The sequence below is a fragment of the Paenibacillus protaetiae genome, assembly GCF_004135365.1.
Classification (GTDB): Bacteria; Bacillota; Bacilli; order Paenibacillales; family Paenibacillaceae; genus Paenibacillus_AP; species Paenibacillus_AP protaetiae.
Genome location: NZ_CP035492.1, coordinates 2806650 through 2831700, shown reverse-complemented (window position 1 = coordinate 2831700; position 25051 = coordinate 2806650). Strand labels below are relative to the sequence as shown.

24 protein-coding genes, 1 pseudogene and 1 riboswitch are annotated in these 25051 nt (G+C 54.5%); of the genes and pseudogenes, 22 read left to right on the top strand and 3 right to left on the bottom strand.

The features are described from left to right. Nucleotides 1-75 precede the first annotated feature (75 nt). Together ET464_RS13065 and ET464_RS13060 are read left to right on the top strand one after the other, a co-directional pair. Nucleotides 76-738 carry an amino acid ABC transporter permease gene (locus ET464_RS13065; RefSeq protein ID WP_129441554.1) on the top strand — a complete coding sequence of 221 codons (663 nt, stop codon included), beginning with the start codon at nt 76-78 and terminating at the stop codon, nt 736-738. Beyond that, entirely contained in the window at nt 738-1499 is a 762-nt protein-coding gene (locus ET464_RS13060) for an amino acid ABC transporter ATP-binding protein (protein WP_129444372.1), read from the top strand. Before ET464_RS13065 ends, ET464_RS13060 begins: the two co-directional genes overlap by 1 nt. 149 nt (nt 1500-1648) lie before the next feature. Here ET464_RS13060 and ET464_RS13055 read toward each other — a convergent pair whose 3' ends face one another. Together ET464_RS13055 and ET464_RS13050 are read right to left on the bottom strand one after the other, a co-directional pair. Continuing rightward, nucleotides 1649-2872: an MFS transporter gene (locus tag ET464_RS13055; protein WP_129441552.1), complete on the bottom strand. Its 1224-nt coding sequence runs from the start codon at nt 2870-2872 to the stop codon at nt 1649-1651. A 198-nt stretch (nt 2873-3070) separates the two neighbouring features. Continuing rightward, nucleotides 3071-3250: a hypothetical protein gene (locus tag ET464_RS13050; protein WP_129441550.1), complete on the bottom strand. Its 180-nt coding sequence runs from the start codon at nt 3248-3250 to the stop codon at nt 3071-3073. 270 nt (nt 3251-3520) lie between these two features. Between ET464_RS13050 and ET464_RS13045 the strand changes: the two genes are divergently transcribed. From ET464_RS13045 to ET464_RS12990, 12 genes and pseudogenes are all read left to right on the top strand, one after another. Continuing rightward, complete coding sequence (locus ET464_RS13045) at nt 3521-4405, top strand: LysR family transcriptional regulator (RefSeq protein WP_129441548.1); 885 nt, start codon at nt 3521-3523, stop codon at nt 4403-4405. A 157-nt stretch (nt 4406-4562) separates the two neighbouring features. Further along, nucleotides 4563-5405 carry a transporter substrate-binding domain-containing protein gene (locus ET464_RS13040; protein WP_129441547.1) on the top strand — a complete coding sequence of 281 codons (843 nt, stop codon included), beginning with the start codon at nt 4563-4565 and terminating at the stop codon, nt 5403-5405. Nucleotides 5406-5436: 31 nt separating this feature from the next. Then, nucleotides 5437-6236 (top strand): annotated as a pseudogene (locus tag ET464_RS13035) (amino acid ABC transporter permease). After that, the gene (locus ET464_RS13030; RefSeq protein WP_129441546.1) at nt 6226-6936 is read left to right on the top strand and encodes an amino acid ABC transporter permease; all 711 of its coding nucleotides are present in this window, start codon (nt 6226-6228) and stop codon (nt 6934-6936) included. Before ET464_RS13035 ends, ET464_RS13030 begins: the two are co-directional and overlap by 11 nt. Next, nucleotides 6933-7685: an amino acid ABC transporter ATP-binding protein gene (locus tag ET464_RS13025; RefSeq protein ID WP_129441544.1), complete on the top strand. Its 753-nt coding sequence runs from the start codon at nt 6933-6935 to the stop codon at nt 7683-7685. The genes ET464_RS13030 and ET464_RS13025 overlap by 4 nt, the downstream gene beginning before the upstream one ends. Before the next feature lie 147 nt (nt 7686-7832). After that, nucleotides 7833-8840 carry an LLM class flavin-dependent oxidoreductase gene (locus ET464_RS13020; RefSeq protein WP_129441542.1) on the top strand — a complete coding sequence of 336 codons (1008 nt, stop codon included), beginning with the start codon at nt 7833-7835 and terminating at the stop codon, nt 8838-8840. Between the two features lie 38 nt (nt 8841-8878). Then, nucleotides 8879-10054 (top strand): amidohydrolase, encoded by a 1176-nt coding sequence (locus ET464_RS13015; protein ID WP_129441540.1) that lies wholly within the window; start codon nt 8879-8881, stop codon nt 10052-10054. A 49-nt stretch (nt 10055-10103) separates the two neighbouring features. Next, nucleotides 10104-10580, top strand: a complete 477-nt coding sequence (locus ET464_RS13010; RefSeq protein ID WP_129441538.1) for a DinB family protein — start codon at nt 10104-10106, stop codon at nt 10578-10580. Between the two features lie 6 nt (nt 10581-10586). Further along, complete coding sequence (locus ET464_RS13005; protein ID WP_129441536.1) at nt 10587-11105, top strand: GNAT family N-acetyltransferase; 519 nt, start codon at nt 10587-10589, stop codon at nt 11103-11105. A 45-nt stretch (nt 11106-11150) separates the two neighbouring features. After that, nucleotides 11151-12485: an LLM class flavin-dependent oxidoreductase gene (locus ET464_RS13000; RefSeq protein ID WP_129441533.1), complete on the top strand. Its 1335-nt coding sequence runs from the start codon at nt 11151-11153 to the stop codon at nt 12483-12485. Beyond that, entirely contained in the window at nt 12478-13770 is a 1293-nt protein-coding gene (locus ET464_RS12995) for a M20 metallopeptidase family protein (RefSeq protein ID WP_244226530.1), read from the top strand. The genes ET464_RS13000 and ET464_RS12995 overlap by 8 nt, the downstream gene beginning before the upstream one ends. A gap of 120 nt (nt 13771-13890) precedes the next feature. Then, the gene (locus ET464_RS12990) at nt 13891-14652 is read left to right on the top strand and encodes a class I SAM-dependent methyltransferase (protein ID WP_129441530.1); all 762 of its coding nucleotides are present in this window, start codon (nt 13891-13893) and stop codon (nt 14650-14652) included. 142 nt (nt 14653-14794) lie between these two features. Here the strand turns inward: ET464_RS12990 and ytxJ are convergent, their stop codons facing one another. After that, nucleotides 14795-15136 (bottom strand): bacillithiol system redox-active protein YtxJ, encoded by a 342-nt coding sequence (gene ytxJ / locus ET464_RS12985; RefSeq protein WP_129441528.1) that lies wholly within the window; start codon nt 15134-15136, stop codon nt 14795-14797. 352 nt (nt 15137-15488) lie between these two features. Continuing rightward, nucleotides 15489-15588, top strand: a riboswitch (purine riboswitch). A 131-nt stretch (nt 15589-15719) separates the two neighbouring features. Between ytxJ and ET464_RS12980 the strand changes: the two genes are divergently transcribed. The 8 genes from ET464_RS12980 to ET464_RS12945 all read left to right on the top strand — a co-directional run bounded on the left by ET464_RS12980 (nt 15720) and on the right by ET464_RS12945 (nt 24952). After that, nucleotides 15720-17156 carry an NAD(P)/FAD-dependent oxidoreductase gene (locus ET464_RS12980; RefSeq protein WP_129441526.1) on the top strand — a complete coding sequence of 479 codons (1437 nt, stop codon included), beginning with the start codon at nt 15720-15722 and terminating at the stop codon, nt 17154-17156. 365 nt (nt 17157-17521) lie between these two features. Beyond that, on the top strand, nt 17522-18631 hold the full coding sequence (locus ET464_RS12975; RefSeq protein WP_129441524.1) for an ABC transporter ATP-binding protein: 1110 nt from the start codon (nt 17522-17524) through the stop codon (nt 18629-18631). Then, nucleotides 18621-19454, top strand: a complete 834-nt coding sequence (locus ET464_RS12970; protein WP_129441522.1) for an ABC transporter permease — start codon at nt 18621-18623, stop codon at nt 19452-19454. The genes ET464_RS12975 and ET464_RS12970 overlap by 11 nt, the downstream gene beginning before the upstream one ends. Beyond that, nucleotides 19429-20232, top strand: coding sequence for an ABC transporter permease (locus tag ET464_RS12965; protein WP_129441520.1), 804 nt, complete (start codon nt 19429-19431; stop codon nt 20230-20232). The genes ET464_RS12970 and ET464_RS12965 overlap by 26 nt, the downstream gene beginning before the upstream one ends. Beyond that, entirely contained in the window at nt 20229-21302 is a 1074-nt protein-coding gene (locus ET464_RS12960) for an ABC transporter substrate-binding protein (RefSeq protein WP_129441518.1), read from the top strand. Before ET464_RS12965 ends, ET464_RS12960 begins: the two co-directional genes overlap by 4 nt. A gap of 155 nt (nt 21303-21457) precedes the next feature. After that, nucleotides 21458-21778 carry a GNAT family N-acetyltransferase gene (locus ET464_RS12955; protein WP_129441516.1) on the top strand — a complete coding sequence of 107 codons (321 nt, stop codon included), beginning with the start codon at nt 21458-21460 and terminating at the stop codon, nt 21776-21778. Between the two features lie 91 nt (nt 21779-21869). Then, nucleotides 21870-23318, top strand: coding sequence for a nicotinate phosphoribosyltransferase (locus tag ET464_RS12950; protein ID WP_129441513.1), 1449 nt, complete (start codon nt 21870-21872; stop codon nt 23316-23318). Nucleotides 23319-23572: 254 nt separating this feature from the next. Next, nucleotides 23573-24952 (top strand): MATE family efflux transporter, encoded by a 1380-nt coding sequence (locus ET464_RS12945; RefSeq protein ID WP_129441511.1) that lies wholly within the window; start codon nt 23573-23575, stop codon nt 24950-24952. Nucleotides 24953-25051: the final 99 nt, after the last annotated feature.

Below are 25051 nucleotides of genomic sequence, written 5' to 3'. Positions count from 1 at the left end.
ATGCTGCCCGGTTTGCTGACGGCGGGGGCGCATGCATGCTTGCGAATCTAACACGCACGCGGAGGGGGCGGCTGGGTGAGCCATTTTCGATTCGAGATTGTTGCAGATTATTTGCCGCTGCTGCTGCGGGGCCTCGGGTATACCGTTATGATTTCGGCGTTATCCATTATGCTTGGGGCATTGCTCGGGCTGGCGGTTGGCTTTGGCCGCATGTCGGGACAGCTTCTCTGGCGTGCGCCGGCTAAAGCGTATATTCATTTTTTCCGCGGAACGCCGCTGCTTGTGCAAATATTAATCGTTCATTTTGGCCTTATTCCGCTTATTCTCGGCACGACGAATCCGATTGCCGCTGCGATCACGGCTTTGTCGATGAATTCGGCGGCTTATATGGCGGAAATATACCGGGCGGGTATCCAGTCCATCGACAAGGGGCAGTCGGAAGCGGCCAGCTCCTTAGGTTTATCGCGCAGCCAGACGATGCGGTTTGTTATTTTGCCTCAAGCGCTCCGGCGGATGATTCCGGCTTTTGGCAACGAGTTTATCGTATTGATCAAAGATTCTTCGCTGGCTACCGTCATAGCTGCTCCCGAGCTGATGTACTGGACGAATGCGATGAAAAACCAGTATATGCGTGTATGGGAACCGTACTTAACGGCCGCTTTGATTTATTTGATTTTGACCTATTCCATGAACAAGCTGCTGATCTATTTGGAAAAAAGACAGGGGGCGGCGTCGTGATGCCACATGAACCGGAGCTTCAAGCCCGGCCGCTTGCCGTCAAGGTTAGCGGGCTTGTGAAAGATTACGGCAAGCAGCGGGTGCTGAACGGGGTTGATCTGGAAGTTGGCGCAGGTGAAGTGGCCGTCATTATCGGCCCGTCCGGCTCCGGCAAATCTACGCTGCTTCGATGCCTCAATTTGCTGGAACGGCCGCAAAGCGGGGACATTGTAATTGAAGGGAAGCCGCTGCTTCACCCGGCTGCCGATTTGAACGCGATACGTACCGAAATCGGCATGGTGTTCCAGCAATTTAACTTGTTCCCGCATTTGACCGCAGCGGATAATATTGCGCTCGCGCCTGTACGCGTCCGCAAACGGCCAAAAGCGGAAGCGCGCGCGAGGGCGATCGAACTGCTGGAGATGGTAGGCTTGCCGGATAAAGCGGATGTGTACCCGGGTTCGCTCTCCGGCGGCCAGGCGCAAAGGGTAGCTATTGCAAGAGCGCTTGCGATGGAGCCGCGTCTTATGCTGTTTGATGAGCCGACTTCGGCGCTTGATCCGGAAATGGTAGGCGAGGTGCTTGCCGTCATGAAACGGCTTGCCGAAGGCGGCATGACGATGGTGGTGGTTACGCATGAAATGGGATTCGCCAAGGAAGCGGGCCATCGCGTAATTTTTATGGAGCAGGGCGCCATTGTTGAAGAAGGCCCGCCCAGCCGGCTGTTCACCAGCCCGGCGAAAGAAAGGACGCGGTCGTTTTTGTCCAAAGTGCTTTCGTGACCTGATGATAAAAGGGCTGCTTTGAAAGTTTTTCTTAACCAAACAAGCCTCCTGCCGTGTAGACGGCAGGAGGCTTGTTTGGTTAAGAGATGCGTTGCTGCGTGCCCGCTGCTGCAGGAGCGGAGCGGGCGGATCGGCAGGCGCAGGCATCAGGCGCCGCTGCTTGCGTTTTGCCCGCCGGTTGTTTCGCTCTGGTTGTTGTTCCGGTTAATCCGGTACAGCACAAAAGCGGAACATCCGAGCAGTACGCCGTTGATGACAAATACCCAGCGGATTGGCATCCAGCTGCCTAATGCGCCGCCGATAATCGGGCCAAGCATCGTAGCGAACTGGTTGGCGGACTGGTTCAAGCTGAACGCCCTGCCGCGGAACGAGCTGTCCGTCACCTTAACGATCGTGGCGTTGATCGCCGGATATACACCGGCAAAGAACAGGCCGTACACAAAGCGGAGCGAACCGAATTCGATCCAGTTGCCGACAAAATATTGCAGTGCATTGCCGATAGCCCCGCCGATCAGCCCGATCAGCAGCACGGTTGAAAATCCGATCCGCTGTCCGTATTTTCCCCAGCGCGGCGCTGCGATCAGCGTCGCAATGCCAACGGAGGAGAATACAATGCCGGACAGCAGCGTGGCGTCTTTGGTCGGCACGCCCAGATCCATGACATATACGGTCAGGAGCGGCTCCAGAATCATGACGGAAAAGGTCGTCATGCCGGTCAGCATCATTAAGGTAGCGAATGTTTTATTGGATAAAGCAATCTTCAAATCTTCTTTGACAGATGACCGTTTGCCGGAGCGGTTAAACTTCTCCTCTTTGGCGAACACGGTTGCAATAACCGCCGCGCATAACACAATAACGGCCGAGACGAGAAAAGAGTCGCGGTTGCCGACCAGATGGCTGACAAAGCCGCCCACAAGCGGTCCGACAATGCCGCCGGTTGCGCTGGAGGTCGACATAATGCCAAGCGCATAGCCTGATTTGTCCTCCGGCGTATTAGTGGCGACCATCGCGATCGCGGCGGGCACATAACCGGCCAGCAGGCCTTGGAATATACGAAGCACAAGAAATAAATACGGGTCATGGATGAAATATGTGATGAGATAAAGCGCCGCAAGGCTGAAGCCGGACCGGATCAGCATCGGTTTGCGGCCGTATTTGTCGGCCAAAGATCCCCAATACGGCGAAATCAAGGCGCTGGACAGAAACGTAATGCCGAAGGCGATGCCGGACCAAAGCGACAAATGGCTCTCAACGCCCAAATCCGAACTCAGAAACAGCGGGATAAACGGAATGGAGGTCGAATAGGCGGCGCTGCAAAAGAAGACCCCGATCCATAACACAACCAAATTACGTTTCCACGAGTAAGCCAACGCTGACACTTCCTTTTAGATGCACGATGCAACTTTCTTGTTCGTTTATTGTAGCATACTTTCCAGAGCGCAGAGCGCAGCGCGGAAAAAAAGGCGCTCACAGTTAAACGGCCCGGGCATTTACTCTCCTTGCAGATAACCTTGAAAACAAAGCGGAGCAGACCCCTTTTTTAGTTAGCGGGGCCTGCTCCGGGCAGTTTATTGATGATAGCTGCCCGCAGGCGCGTTCAGCACCCATTCGAGCATCAGGATCATGTCCTCCAAGCGGACAACCTGTATATGGCTGGAGCGCTCCGGCTCCGGCAGCCTTGCTTTTAACGCCTCCAGCTGCCCGTTCAGTTCGAACAGCTTCCGTTTCACCTGATCTTCCGACCGCATCGCCCGATCGCCTCCTCTCAAATATCGTAAAACCGGCTATCAATGGTTTACCATGTCCGCTTGCACAAGGCAACCTTTTTGGCAAATCGGGTACCGCCCTTCATCATCTGGGATCAAATATTTAAGTTGACCAATTGGAATTGTCGGAATATAATTTGTTCAATTCTCCTCGTTGGAAGAAAATGTTCGAATCGCCAAGCATCAGGCTGCATGCCGCATCAAGCATGAAGGGCAGCCTTGCACCGCAAGACTGGAAAGGAGCCGTACCGCATGAATATTGAAAATATTGAAGCCTTTGTCTATGTCATCCATTACGGAAGTTTTAATAAAGCAGCCGAGGTGCTTTATTTATCCCAGCCGTCGGTAACAGCGCGGATTCAATCGCTGGAGCGCGAGCTGGACTGCAAGCTGTTTGACCGGTGGGGGAAGCAGACCTCGCTGACAGAGGAAGGGAAACGTTTCCTGCCTTATGCGCAGCAATTGCTGCAGACGCTGCAAAAGGGCAAGCTGCAGCTGCAAAGCAAAAAGGCGCAGCCAAACGAGCTGCGCATCGGATGCACCGTCTCGGTGTCGCAATATATTATTCCCGATATTTTGCCGGCGCTGCGAAAACGTTACCCGGATGTTCATTTCAAATTCAAAACGGCGGTTACCGACGAAATTATTGATAAGGTGCTGAGCGAAGAGCTCGATGTGGGACTCGTCCGCAACGTGCAGCATCCGAATTTGAAGTCGGTCAAATATTACGATGACCCGATCCGGCTTTATGTGCACAAAGGGCACCCGCTTGCGGAAGCGCCTGCCCCGGTACTGGAAGATATCGGCCAGTACCCGCTTGTATTTTTCGAATGCGGCGCACTCGACTGGCTGCGGATCCACCGGCTGTTCGAGCAGCTGGACCATCCGCCGGCTATTGATTTTCATACCGACAATTTGGAAATGGCGAAAAAACTGGTGCTCACCGAAGCGGGCATATGTTTTTTGCCGAGCTTATGCGTGCGCCAGGAGGTGCGGGACGGCAAGCTTATCCCGATAGATTTTCCTGAAGTAACGGGCATATCGCTGCAGACCAATCTCATTTCGCTGAACGGCGACAGCCACTTCCATCAAGCATTTGCCGAGCTTTCATCGATCGTATCGCCGCTGCTGAAATAAAGAGATTGAATGTTTAAATGGAGAGATAGAAAAACTCTATTAGCCCGCTGATTGACGCTGCTCACGGCGGGTGATACATTATTGATCATATAATCCTTACAATAACGGTAGGAATTATGGGGATAAAGTTGATAACAGATATGAGGGGGAGTAAACGATGAAGAAATGGATACCTTTTGCTGCAGCGCTATTAACCGTGACACTGGTGGTTTCGGGCTGCGGAAGCAATAAAAACAATACGCAGGCGTCGTCCGGCTCTAGCGGCGGCTCCGGCAAAGTAACGAAGCTGATCGTAGGCACGGGGACGCAATTTCCGAACGTGTGCTTTATTGATGAGAACGGCAAGCTGACCGGCTTTGACGTCGAGCTTGTCCGGGAAATCGACAAGCGTCTGCCGGATTATGAATTTGAATTTAAAACAATGGACTTCTCCAGCCTGCTCCTCAGTCTGGAAACGAATAAAGTTGATTTTGTAGCGCATCAGATGGAGAAAAACCCTGACCGCGAAGCGAAATATTTGTTTACGAAAGAGCCGTACAGCATCTTCCTCTCGAAGGTGGCCGTGGACAAAAATAACGATACGATTCATTCCATCGACGATCTGAAGGGCAAAAAAGTATTAACGTCGCCAACAAGCAACCAGGCCTATTTCCTGGAGCAATACAACAAAGACCATGATAATGCACTTAATATCGTGTATTCAAGCGGAGCGGCAAATGACCTGGTGTCGCAAATCCAAAACAAACGGGTAGACGCTACGCTTGCGACGGACTTCTCGCTCCGGTTTTACCCGGGGGCGGACGGCCAGCCGGCGCTGAAGACGGTAGGCGACCCGCTGATTCAGTCGGATGTCTATTTTGTCCTCCGCAAGGACAGCCAGCAGCTCGCTGACCGTCTGGATGAAGCGGTCAAGGAATTGCGCGACGACGGTACGCTTGCGAAGCTGAGCGTGCAATGGCTTGGCGAAGACTTTACGAAAACGCTGGATGAAGCGAAATAAATGAAATATAAACGGATGGAGGGGAGCAGCAATGGGGCGGCCGTTTGATATTCATTATCTGTTCGAGTTTTTGCCGAAGCTGTTGTCTTACCTGCCGATTACGTTATACATCGTGGCAGGCTCCATCCTGCTCGGCATCGTAATCGGTTTTATCGTAGCACTGCCCCGGATGTATAACATTCCGGTACTGAAGCAGGTATCCGCGGTGTATGTGTCCTTTTTCCGCGGCACACCGATTCTGATTCAGCTGTTCCTTATTTATTATGGCCTGCCCGAAGTGTTGAAGACGGTTGGCCTGGATGTATCCCGCGTTGATGTGCTTGTGTTTGTCATTGCGACATATGCCTTGAACAGCGGCGCGTTTATATCCGAGGCGATCCGGGCGGCGGTTGCCGCCGTCGACCGGGGCAGGTCGAAGCCGCTTATTCGATCGGCATGAACGGGTTCCAGGCATTCAGCCGAATTGTATTGCCGCAGGCGCTGGCGATATCGGTGCCGATTCTGGCCAATCTCGTTATTGCCAACCTGAAGGATACATCGCTCGCGTTTACGCTTGGGGCGATGGAGATGACCGGCAAATCGCAGACGCTGGTCACGGCAACACAGCATTTTATCGAAGCGTATATCGCGCTATCGCTTATCTATTTTGTTGTCAGCATCGTGCTGGAGAAGCTGTTCAAGCTGCTGGAATCGCGCCTCGTGCGGCATGAGTCCAAAATCGGCGAAGAGCAGATCCGGCGTTTGAAGCGGAGAGGAAAGCTGCTGCAGCGCGTAGTGGTTGCATCGGCAGGCAAGCAGCGGAAAGGGGAGGAGGCCACTTATGAAGCTTGATCCATGGTTTATTGTGACGGCGTTTGTCAAGCTTCTGTCGGCTTTGCCGATGACGCTCCTTGTAACGGCCGTTTCCGTAATTTGCGGCTTTGTGATCGGCTCCGCCGTTGCGCTGGCCCGTATTTACCGGATCCCCGTCCTAAGCCAGCTTGGCGCTGCGTATGTCACGTTTATTCGCGGGACGCCGATGCTGATGCACTTATTCCTTGTTTATTTCGGCCTGCCGGCGCTTATCGACACGATTTCCGGCGCGTTAGGCTTGTCGTTCCGCTCGGCTTCGATTCCGCTTATTGATTTTGTGTTTATTTCTTTCTCCTTAACGGCAGGAGCTTATATGTCCGAAGTGGTCCGCGCAGGCATACTGGCGGTGAATAAAGGCCAGATCGAAGCCGCTTATTCGATCGGCATGACCACTTGGCAGGCGCTGCGGCGCATCGTGCTTCCGCAGGCTTTTGCCGCAAGCATTCCGCATTTTACGAACTCCGTAATCGGCATGCTGCACGGCTCGACGCTTGCTTTTACCGTATCGGTGGTGGAGATTCAGGCCAAAGCCGACATTGTGGCGGCGACCAGCTGGAAGTTCTTCGAAGCGTATATCGCTGCGGCGCTTCTGTTCTGGGGGCTGACCTTCCTGATCGAACGAAGTTCGGCTTTGCTGGAGAAGCGGGCCAATTCCTACAATCGAGGTGGCGTAGCATGATTAAGCTGCAAGGGATTCGCAAGTCTTTCGGCAGGCACGAGGTGCTGTCCGGCATTGATCTGGAAGTGAAGAAAGGCGAAGTCGTCGCGATACTCGGGCCAAGCGGTTCGGGCAAAACGACGCTGCTGCGCTGCATCAACTTCCTGGAGCGTCCGGGCGCCGGCACGATTGCTATCGGCAGCAGCCAGGTGGACTGCGCGCATATCGGTAAAAAAGATATTCATGAGCTGCGTCTCAAGACGGCTATGGTATTCCAGAACTACAATCTATTCCGCCACAAAACGGCGCTGGAAAATGTGATGGAAGGGCTGGTTGTTGTCCGGAAGCTTCCGAAGGAGGAAGCGCGGCAGCTTAGCGTGCAAATGCTGGAGAAGGTGGGGCTTGGCGCCAAGCTGGACGCTTACCCGAGCCAGCTGTCCGGCGGCCAGCAGCAGCGCGTTGGCATCGCCCGCGCACTGGCGCTGAACCCGGAAGTGATTTTGTTCGACGAGCCGACTTCTGCGCTCGACCCTGAGCTGGTCGGCGAAGTGCTCGATGTGATCCGGCAAATCGCCCGTGAAGGCATTACGATGATTGTCGTGACGCATGAGATGGGCTTCGCGAGAGAGGTTGCGAACCATGTTGTGTTTATGGACGGGGGCGTCATTGTCGAGGAAGGCGCGCCGCAGGATATTTTTAATACGCCAAAAGAAGAGCGCACGAAGCAGTTTCTGAAGCGGATAACGCCGGAACTGACTTATTCGATATAACCGCCTCCGGCTGATGCCGTATGGCGGAGGCTGGAGGCATGGCTGAACTTGGCCGTTATGCCGCACGCTGCTGCGCAGGACGGCGGCTGAATGCTGCGTACGCCGCATGACCGGCGGCTGAACTTATTCATGGGAGAGTGATGGAGCATGTCCATTCGTTTAAGCATTTTGGATCAAAGTCCGGTTTATCCGGGGGATACGCCGCATGATTCGCTGCAGCGTACCGTCAAGCTGGCGCAAAAGGCGGAAGAGCTTGGCTATAAGCGCTTCTGGGTATCCGAGCATCACGATACCGACTTGCTGGCCGGTTCTTCGCCGGAGGTGCTGATCTCCTATTTGCTCGCCCGGACGGAACGGATCCGGGTAGGTTCCGGCGGCATTATGCTGCAGCATTACAGCCCGTACAAAGTAGCGGAAAACTTTAATGTGCTGGCCTCCTTGGCGCCGGGACGGGTGGATTTGGGCATCGGCCGGGCGCCGGGCGGTTTTCCGCGCTCGACACAGGCGCTGCAGCAGGGCGTGACCGAGAAGCAGCCGCTCGAAAGCAAGCTTGCGCAGCTGGAGCAATATTTGCAAGGCCCGCTTGGGGAAGGCCATGAGCTGGAAGGCTTGAAGGCAGCGCCGATTACCGGAGAGCCGGCATCCATTTATTTGCTTGGCACAAGTCCGGGCAGCGCGGAGCTGGCGGCTGAAGGCGGACGCGCTTATGTGTTTGCGCAGTTCATCAACAGCGATCCCGAAGCGGCTCGCACCGCTTTTGACCTGTACCGCTCCAAATTTAAAGGCGAGAAGCCGCTTGCGATCCTGGCCATTTCGGCAATCGTCGCGGATACGGACGAAGAAGCGGCGGAGCTGGCCGGCGAATTCAAGAACGTGAAGCTGCTGCTGGAGGACGGCCGCAAAATCAATGTCGGCTCGGTCGAGCAGGCGGAAGCGTTCGCGAAACAAGCAGGCTTGTCTTATACTGTTGAAGTACGGGACGCCGACATTACGAAAGGCTCGAAGGAAACCGTTCGCCGCAGGCTTCTGGAGCTCCAGGCCGCTTACGGCGTTGACGAGTTTATCGTAACGAACGCTGTGAAAGATTTCGATAAACGGGTTCGTTCTTATGAACTGCTTAGCGAAGCTTTTGCCGAGCTGGCGGTCGAGGGGTAAGCGTCTGACCATCAACAGGAACTAAGGAGATTATAGTTATGGCAAACCATGAAACGTTGCAGCACAACTGGACGGACGAGACGCTGCATGCGAAGCTTGTTGCGGTACGCCGCCAGCTGCATGCCCATCCCGAATTGTCCAACGAGGAATTCGAAACGACAAAAGCGATTCGCGGCTGGCTGAGCGAAGCCGGCATCCGCATCTTAGAGCTGCCTCTGCAAACTGGCGTAGTTGCCGAAATCGGCAGCGGAACGCCGATTGTCGCTCTGCGGGGCGATATCGACGCGCTGCCGGTCGAAGAGCAGACCGGACTGCCTTTTGCATCGACGGTTCCGGGCAAAATGCATGCTTGCGGCCATGATTTCCATACAGCATCCCTATTAGGTGCCGCGTATTTGCTGAAGCAGCGGGAAGAGGAGCTTGCCGGCACGGTAAGGCTTATTTTCCAGCCTGCTGAAGAAAAAGCGCAAGGCGCTAAAAAAGTAATTGCCGCCGGCGCGCTGGAAGGCGTGCAGGCGATCTACGGGCTTCACAACAAGCCGGATTTGCCGGTTGGCACCGTAGGCATTAAAGCGGGTCCGCTTATGGCGGCGGCCGACGGCTTTCTGGTGGAAGTAAAAGGCGTCGGCACGCACGCAGCGGTGCCGGATGCCGGCGTTGACCCGATTGTAGCGGCAGCCCACATCGTGACGCAGCTGCAGTCGATCGTCAGCCGCAATGTGAGCCCGCTGGAAAGCGCTGTTGTCAGCGTAACGCGCATTAACAGCGGCACGTCCTGGAACGTTATTTCCGACAAAGCCGTCATGGACGGCACGGTCCGCACCTTCGAGGAATCGGTGCGCAGCCGCGTGCAGGAGCGGTTCAAGCAGGTGGTGGACGGCGTTGCGGCCGCAGCCGGCACAACAGCGTCGCTTCGCTGGATTGAAGGCCCGCCTCCCGTCAACAATGATGCGCAGCTCGCGGAGTGGGCGGCAGAAGCGGCGGAGGCGGCCGGTCTCCAAGTAGTGACGCCAACGCCGTCTTCTGCCGGAGAAGATTTTTCGTTTTATCAGAAAGAGGTGCCGGGCGTGTTCCTGTTTATCGGGACGGACGGCCCGCAGGAGTGGCATCATCCGGCATTCGATCTGGATGAAAAAGCGCTGCCGGGCACGGCAAATCTGTTTGCAACGCTTGCGGAGCATGCGCTTCACAAGCTTCGCTCCAATCAATCGTGATCTAACTGAAGTTCATGAATAGGGTGAAATTAAAGGAGGAACAAATCCGATGAGTCAATTCGATATCGCAGCCTATTTGGGCACTTATGACGCGCTTGCAAGCGCCGTTCAAGGTTTAACGAAGGAGCAGCTTGTCTGGAAGCCAGCCCCGGACAAATGGAGTGTAACGGAGGTGCTGTCGCATGTCGCTGACCATAACATCGTCGTTTCGTTCCGTATTCGCGCTATTTTGGCAGGGGCGCAGGACCGGCTTCCGGCTTTCGAACAGGACGCGTGGGTAAGCGGATCAAGGGCTAACGAAGGCGAAGCTGCAGACATTCTGGCGTTGTTCCAGTCGCTGCTCGCTTACAATGCAAAGCTGTTCAGCCGTCTGGATGAAGAGGCGTGGAACAAAACCGGCGTTAATTTTAAGGGCGAGACGGTTACGCTTCTTGCTGCGGCGCAAGGGTTCATCAAGCATGCGCATCATCATGTCGGCCAGATCGAACGCGTCAAAGAAGCGCTGGCCGCTTCCCAAGGAGCGTGACCTGCTATGGCGCTTATTATCCGTGACGCTTTGGCAGAAGAGCGCGAGCAGATCCGTTCGCTGCTGCTTGAGGCGTATGGGCAATACGCCGATCATCTTCCCGCGTCCAGATGGGTCCCTTACCGGGACTCCATCGCGGCGTCGGTTGAAGGAGAAGGGCCGGCGGCCCGCATCGTAGCGGTGCGCGGCGAGGAAATTATCGGGAGCGTGCTGTTTTTCCTTGATTCCGATACAGCCTACGGCAATCCTCATCTCCAAATCAAAGCGCCGATTATCCGGCTGCTTGCCGTTTCGCCGAAATACCGGGGGCTGGGCGTCGCTACCGAGCTTATTAAGGAAAGCGTGCGCCGGGCGCGGGCGCTTGGCGAGGAAACGCTCCATTTGCACACATCGGATATGATGGCGTCCGCGGTACGTCTGTATGAACGGCTAGGTTTCGTCCGTGATTTCGACAAAGAAATCCGCGACGGCGACCATCTGGTCAAAAGCTACAAGCTGCTGCTGAAGGAAGCGGCGTTTGTATAGCCGTTAGAGAACAATCTGGAAGGATCAAAAAGGAGGAGAAACGAGATGGCAAAAAAACAATTAAGGCTGGGAGCTATTATTCATGGTGTAGGCGGCAATGTCGGCGGCTGGAGGCATCCGGATGCGATTACCGATGCAAGCGTCAATTTCGGGTTTTACAAGCAGCAGGCGCAAAAAGCAGAGCAAGGCAAATTTGATTTTGTTTTTATCGCTGACGGTCTTTATATTACGGAAAAATCGATTCCGCATTTTTTGAACCGGTTTGAGCCGGTCACGATTTTGTCTGCGCTTGGCGCCGTGACGTCCAACATCGGTCTCGTCGGCACGCTCTCCACGTCGTACAGCGAGCCGTTTACCGTATCCCGCCAATTTGCTTCGCTTGATCATATCAGCGGCGGACGCGCCGGCTGGAATGTGGTCACTTCGCCGCTTGAAGGCTCCGCCAAAAACTACAGCCGCACGTCGCACCCGACCCATGCGGAGCGGTACCGCATTGCCGAAGAGTATCTCGAGGTTGCCCGCGGCCTGTGGGACTCCTGGGAAGACGACGCATTTGTCCGCGACAAAGCGTCCGGCGTGTTTTTTGATCCTTCCAAAATGCATCGCCTGAACCATGAAGGGGAGCATTTCTCCGTTCAGGGACCGCTGAATATCGCCCGTTCCAAACAAGGCCATCCGGTGGTGTTCCAGGCCGGCTCCTCGGAAGCCGGAAGAAATTTGGCCGCCAAAAGCGCGGATGCTGTATTTACGCACTATGACACGGTAGAGGAAGGCGCCGCCTTCGTGCAGGATGTGAAACAGCGGGCAGCAGCTTACGGCCGTTCGCCGGATGAAATTCTCATTTTGCCGGGCATCGGCACCATTATCGGCCGTACGCAGGAGGAAGCTGAGCAGAAATATGAGCAGCTTACCGAGCTGGTTACGATCGACAAGGCGCTTGATTATTTGGGCCGTTTCTTTGAACACTTTGACTTCTCGCAATTCCCGCTTGACGAGCCGTTCCCGGAACTCGGCGATTTGGGCAGCAACAGCTTCCAGAGCGGCACGGATAAAATTAAACGGGAAGCGAAGGAGCTCGGGCTGACGCTTCGTCAGGTAGCGCTTCGCTCCGCAACGCCAAAACCGCGTTATATCGGCACGCCGGAGACGGTAGCGGATTTGATTCAAGCGGACTTTGAAGCGGGAGCGGGCGACGGGTTCATTATTCATGCCACGACGCCGACCGGGCTGGATGAGTTTGTCGATCAGGTTATTCCGATTTTGCAGGAGCGGGGCATATTCCGTACGGAATATGAAAGCGACACGCTGCGCGGCAATTTGGGGCTGGCAATTCCGGAAAACCGGTATACGGCAGCAAGGAAAGTGCAAGTCCATGGGTAAAAACCAAGTAATCGGGGACGGATTATTCCCGGCTGCGGAAGAGACGAGGCAGGCCATAATGGCCTGCCTCGACGGCATTCAAGAAGACATCGCGGCCATTCGCCGTGATTTGCACCGGCATCCGGAAGTGATGTATGAGACGAAACGCACATCGGCTTTGGTAGCCGATTACCTCGAAGGATGGGGCCTCGAGGTGACGCGCGGCGTCGGCCCTCATTTTGGCATGGGGGTCGTCGGCGTGCTGCGCGGCGCGGCCAGCGAGGGCGGCCGCACGGTCGTGCTGCGCGCGGACATGGACGCGCTGCCGCTGGAGGAGCAGACCGGCGCGGTTTACAGCTCGCGCCGCGCAGGGGTTATGCACGCGTGCGGCCATGACGCGCACACGGCTATGCTGCTGGGCGCAGCCCGTGCGCTCAGCCGGCATAAGGACAACTTGCCCGGAACGGTCAAGTTTGTGTTTCAGCCGGCGGAGGAAGGGGCGCTGCCCAGCCCGCTGGACGGCCGCATGACGAGCGGCGGCCGGGATATGATTGACGCCGGCGTGCTGGAAGGCGCCGACATTTGTTTTGCCATGCACGTCTGGCCGGACTTGCCGGCTGGCACGGCGGGTGTTCACCGGGCGTATGCGATGGCGGCGTCTACCCATTTTACGATCCGGTTTCACGGGATGCCCGGGCATCACAGCTCGCCGCATTTGGCGGCGGATGCGCTGATGATGGCCGTCCAATTCGCAGCCGGCATGAAATCGTTTATGGCGACGGCGGTTGATCCGCTTGAGCCGGCGGTGCTGGCGTTTGGATCGCTGCATGCCGGCGCCGCCATTAATGCAATCGCCGGCGAAAGCGAGATCAAAGGCACGTTCCGCGCCTTTGATCCGGCTACCGTGGAGCGCGTCACCCGCGAGCTGGAGCGGCTGTCGCAGTCCACGGCCGAAGCGCATGCCGGCACGCGTGATATTCAGCTGCGCGTTGGCACTGCGCTGCGCAACGATGCCGCTGCGGCGGAGCTGGCGCTGCGGGCGGCGGAAAGCGTGCTGGGCGAAAGCCGGGCGTTACGTCTGGAGACGCCAAGCCTCGCCGGCGAAGATTTTGCCTTATATGCCCAGCAGGTGCCAAGCGCGTTTCTATTTCTGGGCGTGCGGAACGAAGCGGAAGGCATTGTGTACCCGCTGCATCATCCGCAGTTCGATCTGGATGAACGGGTATTGGTGCCGGGAGCCAAGCTGCATGTACAGTTTGCGCTGGAGGCGCTTGGCTGCAAGGGGCATCCGCAAGGAGAGGCATAAGCGCGTTTGTATGCCTGCTCCTGCTGGATAAGTATGGTATGATGGACGAAGATCAACACCATAATTAGCCGCTTGCTTGGCGAAGCTGCGGCGAGACCGGCAAAGGAGCGTGTTCGCGAAATGAATATCGACAGCAAGGAACGATTTACAGACAGAGTAGAGGCTTATGTCAAATATCGTCCGGGTTATCCGGAGGAAGCAATCAGCTACTTGTATGATACGGTTGGATTGTCGCCTGCAGCCGTCATTGCCGATATCGGAGCGGGAACCGGCATCTTTTCGCGCATTTTGCTGGAGCGGGGCAGCCGCGTCATCGGCGTAGAGCCCAATGATGCGATGAGATCGGCGGCTGTGGCGGCTTTAGGCGGCTATTCCGGGTATGAGCCTTGGTCCGGCGCAGCAGAGGCGACCGGCCTTGCGGACAATGCCGTTGATTTTATTACTTGCGCGCAATCGTTTCATTGGTTTGACCGGCCGGCAGCACAGCAGGAATTTGGCCGAATCCTAAAACCGGGCGGCAAAGCGGTGTTAATATGGAACTCTCGACTGACCGGCGGCACGCCGTTCCTGGAAGGGTACGAGCAGCTGCTTCGGCAGTACGGAACCGATTATGAGAAGCTCAGCCACAAAAACATTGACGAAGCCGCGCTGGAGCCGTTTTTTAAACCAGGAACATTTACGAAAGCCCGGTTTACAAACAGCCAGAAGTTTGATTTGCCCGGGCTGGAAGGCCGCCTGTTGTCATCTTCTTATGCGCCGATGCCGGGCCATCCTAACCATGAGCCGATGCTGGCGGCGCTGAAGACGCTGTTTGACGAAACGGGCACCGATGGAACCGTCAGCTTCGATTACGAAACGGAAATTTATTGGGGCGAAGTATAAACGCCATAAATTAAAAAAGCGCTTCTGCAGCCCGTGTTCCAGTGGCTGGCCGCTGTTTGTACAACAGCGGCTGCCCTGGAGACTAGCTGCAAAAGCGCTTTTTGTTCGAAGCGGCTTGTTAAGCCGCTGATGGATCGGCCGATTAGTCAAGAACGGCTGTAATGTGTGCTTTGGTCACCGACCAGTGGCTGGTCGTCCATACTTTTTGTTTGTTTTCAATCAGCATAATTTGCGGGGATTCATGCTTAACCGCCGTATCTTCGGCAATCTGGTTAGAAACCGGGCGCGATTCAATTACTTTGACCAGCACATAATCCGCATCGGAACGCGGTTTGTCGGACAGATAGTCGTTAAATTCGCGATATGCGTTGGCGCTAACCGGGCAAGTCGTGCTGTGTTTAAAGACGACAAGCGGATGTCCGTTAGAACCTTCCAATGCTGAATTCCATTCTTCAATCGTTTGAATCTCACGAAGTTGTGCCATAGTGAACGCTCCTTTTGGTTTTAAAATATAAAACGAATAAAACGGGCTTCCCATCGGCATGACCGGTCGGATACGGCCCTATTGTCGCGTGGCGAAAGCGCTGGGAGCTCGGTTTGTCCAAATCGGACTGGCAGCAGCAAAGCTCAGAAATAAAAATAATTGCGGCCGCTGCCGGCCAATTGTGCACCAGCTGCTTCAGAAAAGTTAGTTCGTATATATTATACAATGGCTGATTTTAAATGTCTAATGTTCGTGTTTTATCCGATTATTTGTTTGTGTGTAACGTAATTCTAAATTAAAATGAGTCAATTACGAATAATATTTCAATATCCCATTGACCCATTCGTTTGTATGCGGTATTATCGTTACTGTTCGTATAACCTCGATAATACGGATTGAGGGTCTCTACAAGGAACCATGAATTCCTGGCTACGAACGGGATGCTGCCGCATACCTGTTCACAAGCCGGGATTTTTTTATGCCCTTAAACAGGTGTCCGGGCGGCAGTTTAGCCGATGAAGGCGGACGGCTGCGGTCAGATGGCCGGCATGCCGCAAATTTGTGGAAGGGGCAGTTAACGAACATGAGCAAATACGATGTCATTATTATTGGTGCGGGGCCTGCCGGAATATTCGCCAGCTACGAGCTGACGCTGAAAGCGCCGCATTTGAAGGTGCTTCTGGTTGATAAAGGGCTGGACATTTATAAGCGCAGATGCCCGATTTTAGAGGATAAAATTAAATTATGCCCGCCGCCTGCCGGCAAAAAGGACTTTGCGGGCTGCCTGCCGGCCTGTTCGATTACTGCGGGTTTTGGCGGGGCCGGGGCATACAGCGACGGCAAGTTTAATATTACGACCGAATTCGGCGGCTGGATGACCGATTATTTGCCAGGCTCGAAAGTGCTGGAGCTGATCCGTTACGTCGATGAGCTTAATCTGCAGCACGGCGCTACGCGGACGATTACCGACCCGACAACGGATACGATCCGTAATATTGAACAGCGGGGTTATGCCGCCGGTTTAAAGCTGCTTCGCGCGCAGGTGCGCCATCTCGGGACGGAGCAAAACCTGGAAATTCTTAAATCCATTTATGAATATTTAAAACCTCGGATCGACATGATGTTCCGGGCGGAAGTGGAAGACATTATGACGGTGAAGCAGGACGGCCGCGATCAGATCAAAGGAATCGTGCTGAAAAACGGCGACGAGTATGAAGCGGATAAGGTCATGATTGCGCCGGGACGCGACGGTTCCGGCTGGCTGACGGAAGTACTGAAGCGCCGCCGCCTGCCTATGTACAACAACCAGGTCGATGTGGGCGTCCGTGTGGAGACAAGCGATGTCGTCATGCGCGAAATTAACGAGCATTTATATGAAGGGAAGTTTATTTACAATACGTCGGTCGGGACGCGGGTGCGCACGTTTTGCAGCAATCCGTCCGGCCATGTTGTCGTGGAGAACCATAGCGGCGTAATGGCGGCGAACGGCCACTCCTACAAAGATCCGGCGCTTGGCTCTTCAAATACGAACTTTGCGCTGCTCGTTTCGCATAAATTTACCGAACCGTTCGATAAGCCAAACGAATATGCCCGCGAAATATGCCAGCGCGCCAACGATCTGTCGAACGGCGGGGTCATCGTGCAAAAGTACGGCGATATTATGCGCAGCCGCCGGTCGACGGAAGCCCGCATCCGCGAAGGGTTTCTGGAGCCGACGCTGAAAGAGGCGGTGCCGGGCGACCTTGGCCTTGTGCTTCCTTATAATACGATGCTCAGCTTAATCGAGATGGTGCAGGCGCTGGAGAAAGTCACGCCGGGCATCGCCTCCGAGCATACGCTGTTTTACGGTGTCGAAGCCAAATTTTATTCCGCCCGTCCAAAGCTGAAGGAAACGTTCGAGACGGAAATCGACGGCCTTTATTGCGGCGGCGACGGCGCGGGCGTCACCCGCGGCCTTGCGCAAGCAGGGGCGGCAGGCGTATGGATCGCCCGCAATATGATCAGCGCGCTGAACGGCTGACCCGCGTTCAGGGCGCATTCTTTGCAGCGGCAAAACCGGGCACTCCCTTCCACGGGAGTGCCCGGTTTTGTTCATATTTACGGCCAAGCAGGCGGCTTCCGGGGGTGGTTCTTTTGGCGCAGCGTGTGCGGCGCTTTTTTCGCGGGAATCGTGTGTTTCTTGCGGAGAAGCAGGGAATAGCTATGGAATGGAAGCGGCGCAATCCATCCTTGTTTTTCTTTCTTAAAAAAACCGTTGCACCCCTACCTATTTGTTGTATAATCAATTGCTGAATACTTGCATAGTACGAATGGCCTCCGGACATTTGCCGGAATTTAGCGAACAAGGGAAAGAGGCTATTACATATATTAAAGGAGGAGTGGTAAGTGGCAGCGACAAGCGAGACGATTATCCGGTTTGAGGGAGTTACGAAGCGTTTTGACGACACAACCGTTCTGAACGATGTGAGTTTCGAAATTGAACGAGGCAAGTTCTATACGCTGCTTGGCCCTTCGGGCTGCGGTAAAACGACCATTTTGCGTCTTATCGCAGGATTTATCGAGCCTACGCAAGGCAACATTTATTTTAACGGCAAAGTAATTAACCGGGTGCCGGCGAACGAACGCCAAGTGAACACCGTATTTCAGGACTATGCGTTATTCCCGCATTTGAATGTGTTTGAGAACGTGGCTTTTGGCCTGCGCATCAAAAAAATGAAAAATGCCGCTATTAAGGAAAAAGTGAAGGAAGCGCTCCGTTTCGTCAACCTGGAAGGCTACGAAAACCGCGAAATTCACGAAATGTCCGGCGGCCAGCGGCAGCGTGTCGCCATTGCGCGGGCTATTGTGAATGAACCGGAAATTATTTTGCTGGACGAGCCGCTTTCTGCGCTTGACCTGAAGCTCCGCACGGAAATGCAATACGAGCTTCGGGAACTGCAGCGCCGCCTGGGCATTACGTTTATTTTCGTTACGCATGACCAGGAGGAAGCGCTGGCGATGTCGGATGAAATCTTTGTGCTGAACGAAGGCAACATTCAGCAGAGCGGAACGCCAACCGACATTTACGACGAGCCGATCAACCGGTTTGTAGCCGATTTTATCGGGGAGTCGAACATTGTGCCGGGGCGGATGAAAGAAGATTATGTCGTCGAGTTTGCCGGGCATACGTATGATTGCGTGGACGGCGGCCTGAATCCTAATGAGCCGGTTGAGATTGTCATTCGCCCGGAAGATTTGGAGATTACGACGGTCGAGCAGGGCAAGCTGCAGGTACGGGTGGATTCCCAGCTGTTCCGCGGCGTGCATTACGAAATTTCGAGCTACGACGACGCTGGCAATGAATGGCTTGTCCATTCGACGCGCAAAGCGGTTGTAGGCGAGCGGATCGGACTTTATTTCGATCCCGAAGCGATTCATGTTATGCGTTTCGGCGAGACGGAGGAAGAGTTCGACAAACGCCTCGAAGAGTATGTAGAGGCCGACGATGCAGAATAGAATCAGCAGACGCAATGTGTATCTTATCCCTTATTTGTTATGGATCGCCTTGTTTGTCATTGCTCCCATCGTGCTTATCGTGTACTACTCTTTTTTTGATGTAGAAGGCCATTTCACGTTTGGGAACTACTCGAAGTTTTTTACAGCCGTTTATATGAAAATGACGCTGAGCTCGTTCTGGTACGCTTTGCTCATCACCGTCTTTTCACTGCTGATCGCTTATCCGACGGCGTATTGGCTGACCCGCACGAAGCATAAGCAGCTGTGGCTGCTGCTTATTATATTGCCGAGCTGGGTGAACCTGCTGCTGAAAGCTTACGCGTTCATCGGCTTATTCGGCACTTACGGTTTCGCCAATGCGGTGCTGGATGCGATCGGCATCGGACGGCAGCAAATTTTGTTTACCGATTTCAGCTTTATTTTCGTATCGGTCTATATTTTCATCCCGTTTATGGTGCTCCCGATTTTTAACGCGCTGGAGGAAATCAACCCTTCGCTGATCTACGCTTCGCGCGATTTGGGCGCTTCGGGCTGGACGACGTTCCGCCGGGTTATATTCCCGCTGACGATCAGCGGCGTCAAATCCGGCTGCCAGGCGGTATTTATTCCGGCGCTGTCGCTCTTTATGCTGACTCGCCTTATTGCGGGCAACCGCGTCATTACGCTCGGCACGGCGATTGAGCAGCATTTTCTTGTCACCCAGGACTGGGGGATGGGGGCTACCATTGCGGTGTTCCTCATTATTGTGATGGCGGTCATCATGCTGGTGACGGGCACGAGAAAGCGGGGTGCGCAAGATGCAAACAAACGGAAAGCTGCCTAATCTGTATTTGTTTGTTGTGTTTGCGGTGCTGTACGCGCCGATTTTATATTTGATTTATTACTCCTTCAACAGCGGCGGCCATATGCGCAGCTTTGAAGGCTTTACGTTCGAATGGTACAAAGAAGTATTCGCGGATACGCGGCTGCTCATTATTGTGCTGAATACGTTTGTGATCGCCTTGCTGTCGGCGCTTATATCCACGATACTGGGCGTTGCCGGCGCGATCGCCATTCATCAAGTGCGCAAATGGCAGCCGAAAAATACGCTCCTGTCGCTGAACAACGTGCTTATTGTCAGCCCGGACGTTATTATCGGCGCGTCGTTCTTAATCCTGTTTACCATTATCGGCATTAAGCTGGGCTTCATGTCCGTCCTGCTGTCGCATATCGCGTTCAGCGTGCCGATCGTGGTCATCATGGTTTTGCCCAAGCTGCAGGAAATGAGCTCCACGCTTATTGACGCCGCGCGGGACCTTGGCGCGAACAGCTGGCATGTGCTCACGCGGGTCATTATGCCGTTTATTAAACCGGGTGTGTTCGCCGGATTTTTTATGGCATTAACGTATTCGCTGGATGACTTCTCGGTCACGTTTTTTGTGACAGGCAACGGCTTTTCGACGTTATCGGTCGAAATTTACTCGCGGGCCCGTCAAGGCGTGTCGTTGTCCATCAATGCGTTGTCTACGCTGCTTTTCCTGCTGACCATCATACTCGTCATCGGGTATTACTTCATTAACCAGCGGAACAGCCGGTCGAACGGAAGGGGGCTTCGCCCATGAAGCAGATCGTTCGGACGTTTGCGGTCGTATTGGTTGCAGCCCTTGCGCTTATGTATTTGACGACTTACCTTAACTCGAGCGAAGGCTACAGCGGAGACAATACGCTGACCATTTACAACTGGGGCGATTATATCGACGAGGAACTGCTGGACGAGTTCCAGAAGGAAACCGGCATTAAAGTCATCTATCAGACGTTTGACTCCAACGAAGCGATGATGACCAAAATCGAGCAAGGCGGCACGACGTTTGACGTTGCAGTTCCTTCGGAATATGCGATCAGCAAAATGAAAGAAGAACATCTGCTGCTGCCGATCGACCATTCCAAGCTGCCGAATCTGAAATATATTGATCCGCGGTTTATGGATTTATCGTTTGACCCGGGCAACGAATATTCGGTCCCTTATTTTTGGGGGACGGTCGGTATCGTGTACAATCCCGACATGGTTGGCGGTTTGACGTTCCACAGCTGGGACGACCTGTGGGACCCGAGCTTGCGCAACAAAATTTTGCTGCTGGACGGGGCGCGTGAAGTGATCGGCATGGGCCTCAACAGCCTGCACTACTCCTTGAACGATACGAACGAAGATCATCTGCAGCAAGCGCTCAAAAAGCTCAGCACGCTGACGCCTAACGTGAAGGCGATCGTCGGCGACGAGATCAAAATGCTGATGGCCAACGAAGAAGCGGCCGTAGGCCTCGTATGGTCGGGCGACGCTTCGGAAATGATGGACGCCAACGATAAGCTGGAATATGTGGTGCCGGACGAAGGCTCGAACCTGTGGTTCGATAACATGGTCATCCCGAAAACAGCCAAAAATATCGAAGGCGCCCACAAATTCATCAACTTTATGCTGGACCCGGAGCATGCCGCGCAAAATACGGAATACGTCGGCTATTCGACGCCAAACGCAGGCGCGCTGAAGCTGCTGCCGGAAGATATTTCCGGCGATGAGCGGTTTTATCCAAGTCCGGAACTGACCAGCAAGCTTGAAGTGTACGATAATTTGGGCAAAAAGATGCTCGCCCATTACAACGAGCTGTTCCTTGAATTTAAAATGCACAGCAAATAAACGGCATCGGCTGCGATGCAGCCAGCGGCTTGCTTGAAGCGGCGCCATCAGGCGCGGCATCCGGCAAGCCGCTTTTTTTTGACGGATCTGTCCAAGCCGCATGGCTAATTCTGTCCGCAGGTACTTATACTAAAGAAAAAGGAGGGATTGTCGGGATGAACGAAGAGAAACGGCAAGAGGAACAAACGGAGATCAGCACCCGGAAGCAGGACGGCAGGGTTGAACTGGTAGGAGCAGGCGGCGTGATCGGCGAAATGACGTTCCGTCCGGCTGACGGGGACACTTGGGTGATCGACCATACGTATGTCGACCCGAAATACCGCGGGAAGCAGCTAGCCAAACAGCTTCTGAACCTGGTGACGGACGAAGCGCGGGCGCAGGGGAAAAAGATCATCCCCCTTTGCTCTTATGCGCTGGCGGAATTTAAACGGCATGCCAAGGAGTACGAGGATCTGTGGGACAAGAGCGGTGTGTAGGCAGGAGAAGGTTTTCACTTATAATGGGAAGGTAACATTATGGCATTCGCTTGCATGAGATGACGATAAAGGCAGCAAAGAGGGGACAACGATGAACGGAACGGATTTTGCACTACATACCGATAAATATGAAATCAATATGATGTACGCGCATTGGGTGAACGGAACGGCCCACGATCGGGCAGTATTCGAAGCGTATTTCCGCAGGCTGCCGTTTGGCAACGGTTATGCCGTATTCGCCGGTCTAGAACGGATCATTTATTATTTGCGCCATTTGTCTTTTTCCGAGGAGGATTTGGCTTATTTGGCCGAGCAGGAGGAGCGGTACGATCCGGCATTTCTGGACCTGCTGCGCCACTTCCGGTTCCGTGGAACCGTCTATGCGATGCGGGAAGGGGAAATTGCTTTTCCGAATGAGCCGCTGCTCCGGGTCGAGGGGACTAACCTGGAGACGCAATTGGTCGAGACAGCGCTGCTGAACTTTATGAATTATCAGACGCTGATTGCGACCAAGGCGTCGCGTATTGTCCAGGTTGCGCAAGGCGACGTGCTGCTGGAGTTTGGCTCTCGCCGGGCGCAGGAAGCCGATGCTGCGATATGGGGGGCGCGCGCTTCCTACATCGCCGGCTTTGATGCGACCAGCAATATGCTGGCCGGCCGCAAGTTCGGCATCCCGGCCAAAGGAACGCACGCTCATTCCTGGGTACAGGGCCATGATTCGGAGGAGGAAGCTTTTCAAAAATATGCGGAAGCGCTGCCTGACGGCGTGACGCTGCTAGTCGACACATACGATACGCTCAAAAGCGGCGTGCCGAACGCGATCAAGACCGGCCGCATGCTGGAGGCGAAGGGCAAACGGATGCAGGCGATCCGCATCGACAGCGGCGACCTGGCTTATTTATCCAAGGAAGCCCGTAAGCAGCTGGATCAAGCCGGGATGGACTATGTACGGATCGTTGCGTCCAATGATTTGGACGAGCACATCATTTTTAACCTGAAGGCTCAAGGCGCTAAAGTCGACACATGGGGCGTTGGCACCCATCTCATTACGGCGGAGGATCAGCCGGCGCTTGGCGGGGTGTACAAACTGGTTGCGCGCGAAAAAAACGGCGACCTCGTGCCGGTCATCAAAATTTCCGGCAATCCCGAGAAAGTTACGACGCCGGGCAAAAAGGATGTTTACCGCCTGATCGACCGGAAGTCGGGCCGGGCAATCGCCGACTATATCACTTTATACGGAGAGGACGAGGTAGTCGGCGGCAAGCGGATCAAGCTGTTTGACCCGCTGCATCCGTATATTTACAAACATATTTCCCAATACGAAGCCGATGCGCTGCTTCATCCGATTTTCGAGCAGGGAGAACTGGTTTACGATGTTCCATCTCTTGAACAGGTGCGCGCATTCCATCAGGAGCGGCTTGCCCTCTTTTGGCCGGAGCTGCTGCGCAAGCTGAACCCGGATGTCTATCCGGTCCATTTGAGCACAGCGGCTTACGAGCTGAAGATGGAGCTGCTGAAAGCTTTTTCGGAAGAGGAATAAGGAGGCGCTGGAAGGCTTGCCGGCCCGGCATTCGACCGGCTGCGCTTCAAGCAAACAAGCTCTGCCCCTATGGCGCAGAGCTTGTTTGCTATGCTTCCGCTCCGCTTTATCGAAGTTTCAAAAGTGAAAGTTTCGGTTGATATCGTGATACACAAACTGCCCCGCAGCAACTATAATACGAGAAAGAATAATCATGGATGGGAACAGGCATAAAGGCTGCCAAAGCCTTAAAGTTCCCGGGAGGGTAAGGCATAATGGGTTCACGGCAACAGCTGGGAAATTATTCGCTATGGATGTTATCCTGGCCAATTTTTATTGAATTGTTTTTGCAATTTTTGTTAGGCGCGGCCGATACGTTAATGGTCAGCAAAATTTCCGACGACGCCGTAGCGGTCGTCGGTTTCTCCAATCAGCTGTTTAATGCGCTGATGGCGCTGTTTACGACTGTATCGAGCGGCGCCGGTATTTTGATTGCGCAGCGCTTGGGAGCGCGGGACCGGGAATCTGCCCGGACGTTAGGCGTTATCGCCCTTAAAGTGACCGCGCTGATCGGCGTTGTCATCAGTGTGGCGCTGATTGCGGCGCCGCGGCAAATCGCCATGCTGCTGCAGCTGCCGGACCGGCTGCTGCCGCTTGCGGAAATTTATATATCCATCGTTGGCGGAGGTATGGTGCTGACGGCCGTGATGACGACGCTGAGCACGTCCATCCGCAACACCGGCAACACGAAAGCGCCGATGTACATTGCGGTCGGCATGAATATTGTCCATCTGTTTTTAAACTCGTCTTTTATTTTTGGCCATTTTGGTTTTCCGCAGCTGGGGCTGACCGGGGTTGCGATATCGACGGTAACAAGCAGGCTGCTTGCGACGATCGTGTTGTTTTACATTTTTTTAAGCGCATTTCACCGGCCAATCCGGCTGCCGGACTTCAAGCTGTTCGACCGCAAGCTGTTTCACGAAGTGCTGAAGATCGGCTGGCCGCTGGGCGTGAACATGTCGTGCTGGGTGTTCTCGCAGCTTGCGATCTTTTCGTTCCTGGCGATGCTTGGCTCCGCGGAACTGACCGCCCGCACTTACATGAATACGCTGGAATCGTTTTGCTTCCTGCTCGGGCAGTCCATCGCGATGGGCGTGCAAATCCAGGTGGCGCATCTGTTTGGCGCCAAGCGGACGAAAGAAGCTTACCGCAGCGCCTACCGCGGTTTATATATCGGACTGGTAATCGTATCGGTCAACGCGGTTATCGTCTATTTCGTCGGGGATAAAATGCTGGGCTTCTTTACGTCCGACCCGCATATCATCGCGCTTGGCGTTTCTTTGCTTTCGCTCAATCTGCTTCTTCAGCCGGGCAAAATGCTCAATATGGCGCTGGGCAACTCCTTGAGCGCCATCGGCGATACGCGGTTTATGATGACCAACTCGCTTATCTCGATGTCGCTGATCGCCACGCTGCTGTCTTACGTGCTTGGCGTCAAGCTGGGATGGGGCCTCTCCTGCATTTATAGCTGTATGATCGCGGACGAATATTTCCGCGGCATCATCGCCCTCTTCCGCTGGCGCGGACGCAAAAAACTGAGGCAAGCCGAGATTGGCATGCAGCAAGCAGCACGCCAAGCGGTTGCAGCTGGCTGAGCGGCGTGCAAGGAATAGCATGCCAAGCGGTTGCAGCTGGCTGAGCGGCGTGCAAGGAATAGCACGCCAAGCGGTTGCAGCTGGCTGAGCGGCGTGCAA

What these genes read in the sequence shown, in the direction of transcription:
- ET464_RS13060 (WP_129444372.1), top strand. Translation starts at nt 738, where the DNA reads ATGCCACATGAACCGGAGCTTCAAGCCCGGCCGCTTGCCGTCAAGGTT.
- ET464_RS13050 (WP_129441550.1), bottom strand. Translation starts at nt 3,250, where the DNA reads ATGCGGTCGGAAGATCAGGTGAAACGGAAGCTGTTCGAACTGAACGGG.
- ET464_RS13045 (WP_129441548.1), top strand. Translation starts at nt 3,521, where the DNA reads ATGAATATTGAAAATATTGAAGCCTTTGTCTATGTCATCCATTACGGA.
- ET464_RS13040 (WP_129441547.1), top strand. Translation starts at nt 4,563, where the DNA reads ATGAAGAAATGGATACCTTTTGCTGCAGCGCTATTAACCGTGACACTG.
- ET464_RS13030 (WP_129441546.1), top strand. Translation starts at nt 6,226, where the DNA reads ATGAAGCTTGATCCATGGTTTATTGTGACGGCGTTTGTCAAGCTTCTG.
- ET464_RS13025 (WP_129441544.1), top strand. Translation starts at nt 6,933, where the DNA reads ATGATTAAGCTGCAAGGGATTCGCAAGTCTTTCGGCAGGCACGAGGTG.
- ET464_RS13020 (WP_129441542.1), top strand. Translation starts at nt 7,833, where the DNA reads ATGTCCATTCGTTTAAGCATTTTGGATCAAAGTCCGGTTTATCCGGGG.
- ET464_RS13015 (WP_129441540.1), top strand. Translation starts at nt 8,879, where the DNA reads ATGGCAAACCATGAAACGTTGCAGCACAACTGGACGGACGAGACGCTG.
- ET464_RS13010 (WP_129441538.1), top strand. Translation starts at nt 10,104, where the DNA reads ATGAGTCAATTCGATATCGCAGCCTATTTGGGCACTTATGACGCGCTT.
- ET464_RS13005 (WP_129441536.1), top strand. Translation starts at nt 10,587, where the DNA reads ATGGCGCTTATTATCCGTGACGCTTTGGCAGAAGAGCGCGAGCAGATC.
- ET464_RS13000 (WP_129441533.1), top strand. Translation starts at nt 11,151, where the DNA reads ATGGCAAAAAAACAATTAAGGCTGGGAGCTATTATTCATGGTGTAGGC.
- ET464_RS12995 (WP_244226530.1), top strand. Translation starts at nt 12,478, where the DNA reads ATGGGTAAAAACCAAGTAATCGGGGACGGATTATTCCCGGCTGCGGAA.
- ET464_RS12990 (WP_129441530.1), top strand. Translation starts at nt 13,891, where the DNA reads ATGAATATCGACAGCAAGGAACGATTTACAGACAGAGTAGAGGCTTAT.
- ytxJ (WP_129441528.1), bottom strand. Translation starts at nt 15,136, where the DNA reads ATGGCACAACTTCGTGAGATTCAAACGATTGAAGAATGGAATTCAGCA.
- ET464_RS12980 (WP_129441526.1), top strand. Translation starts at nt 15,720, where the DNA reads ATGAGCAAATACGATGTCATTATTATTGGTGCGGGGCCTGCCGGAATA.
- ET464_RS12970 (WP_129441522.1), top strand. Translation starts at nt 18,621, where the DNA reads ATGCAGAATAGAATCAGCAGACGCAATGTGTATCTTATCCCTTATTTG.
- ET464_RS12965 (WP_129441520.1), top strand. Translation starts at nt 19,429, where the DNA reads ATGCAAACAAACGGAAAGCTGCCTAATCTGTATTTGTTTGTTGTGTTT.
- ET464_RS12960 (WP_129441518.1), top strand. Translation starts at nt 20,229, where the DNA reads ATGAAGCAGATCGTTCGGACGTTTGCGGTCGTATTGGTTGCAGCCCTT.
- ET464_RS12955 (WP_129441516.1), top strand. Translation starts at nt 21,458, where the DNA reads ATGAACGAAGAGAAACGGCAAGAGGAACAAACGGAGATCAGCACCCGG.
- ET464_RS12950 (WP_129441513.1), top strand. Translation starts at nt 21,870, where the DNA reads ATGAACGGAACGGATTTTGCACTACATACCGATAAATATGAAATCAAT.
- ET464_RS12945 (WP_129441511.1), top strand. Translation starts at nt 23,573, where the DNA reads ATGGGTTCACGGCAACAGCTGGGAAATTATTCGCTATGGATGTTATCC.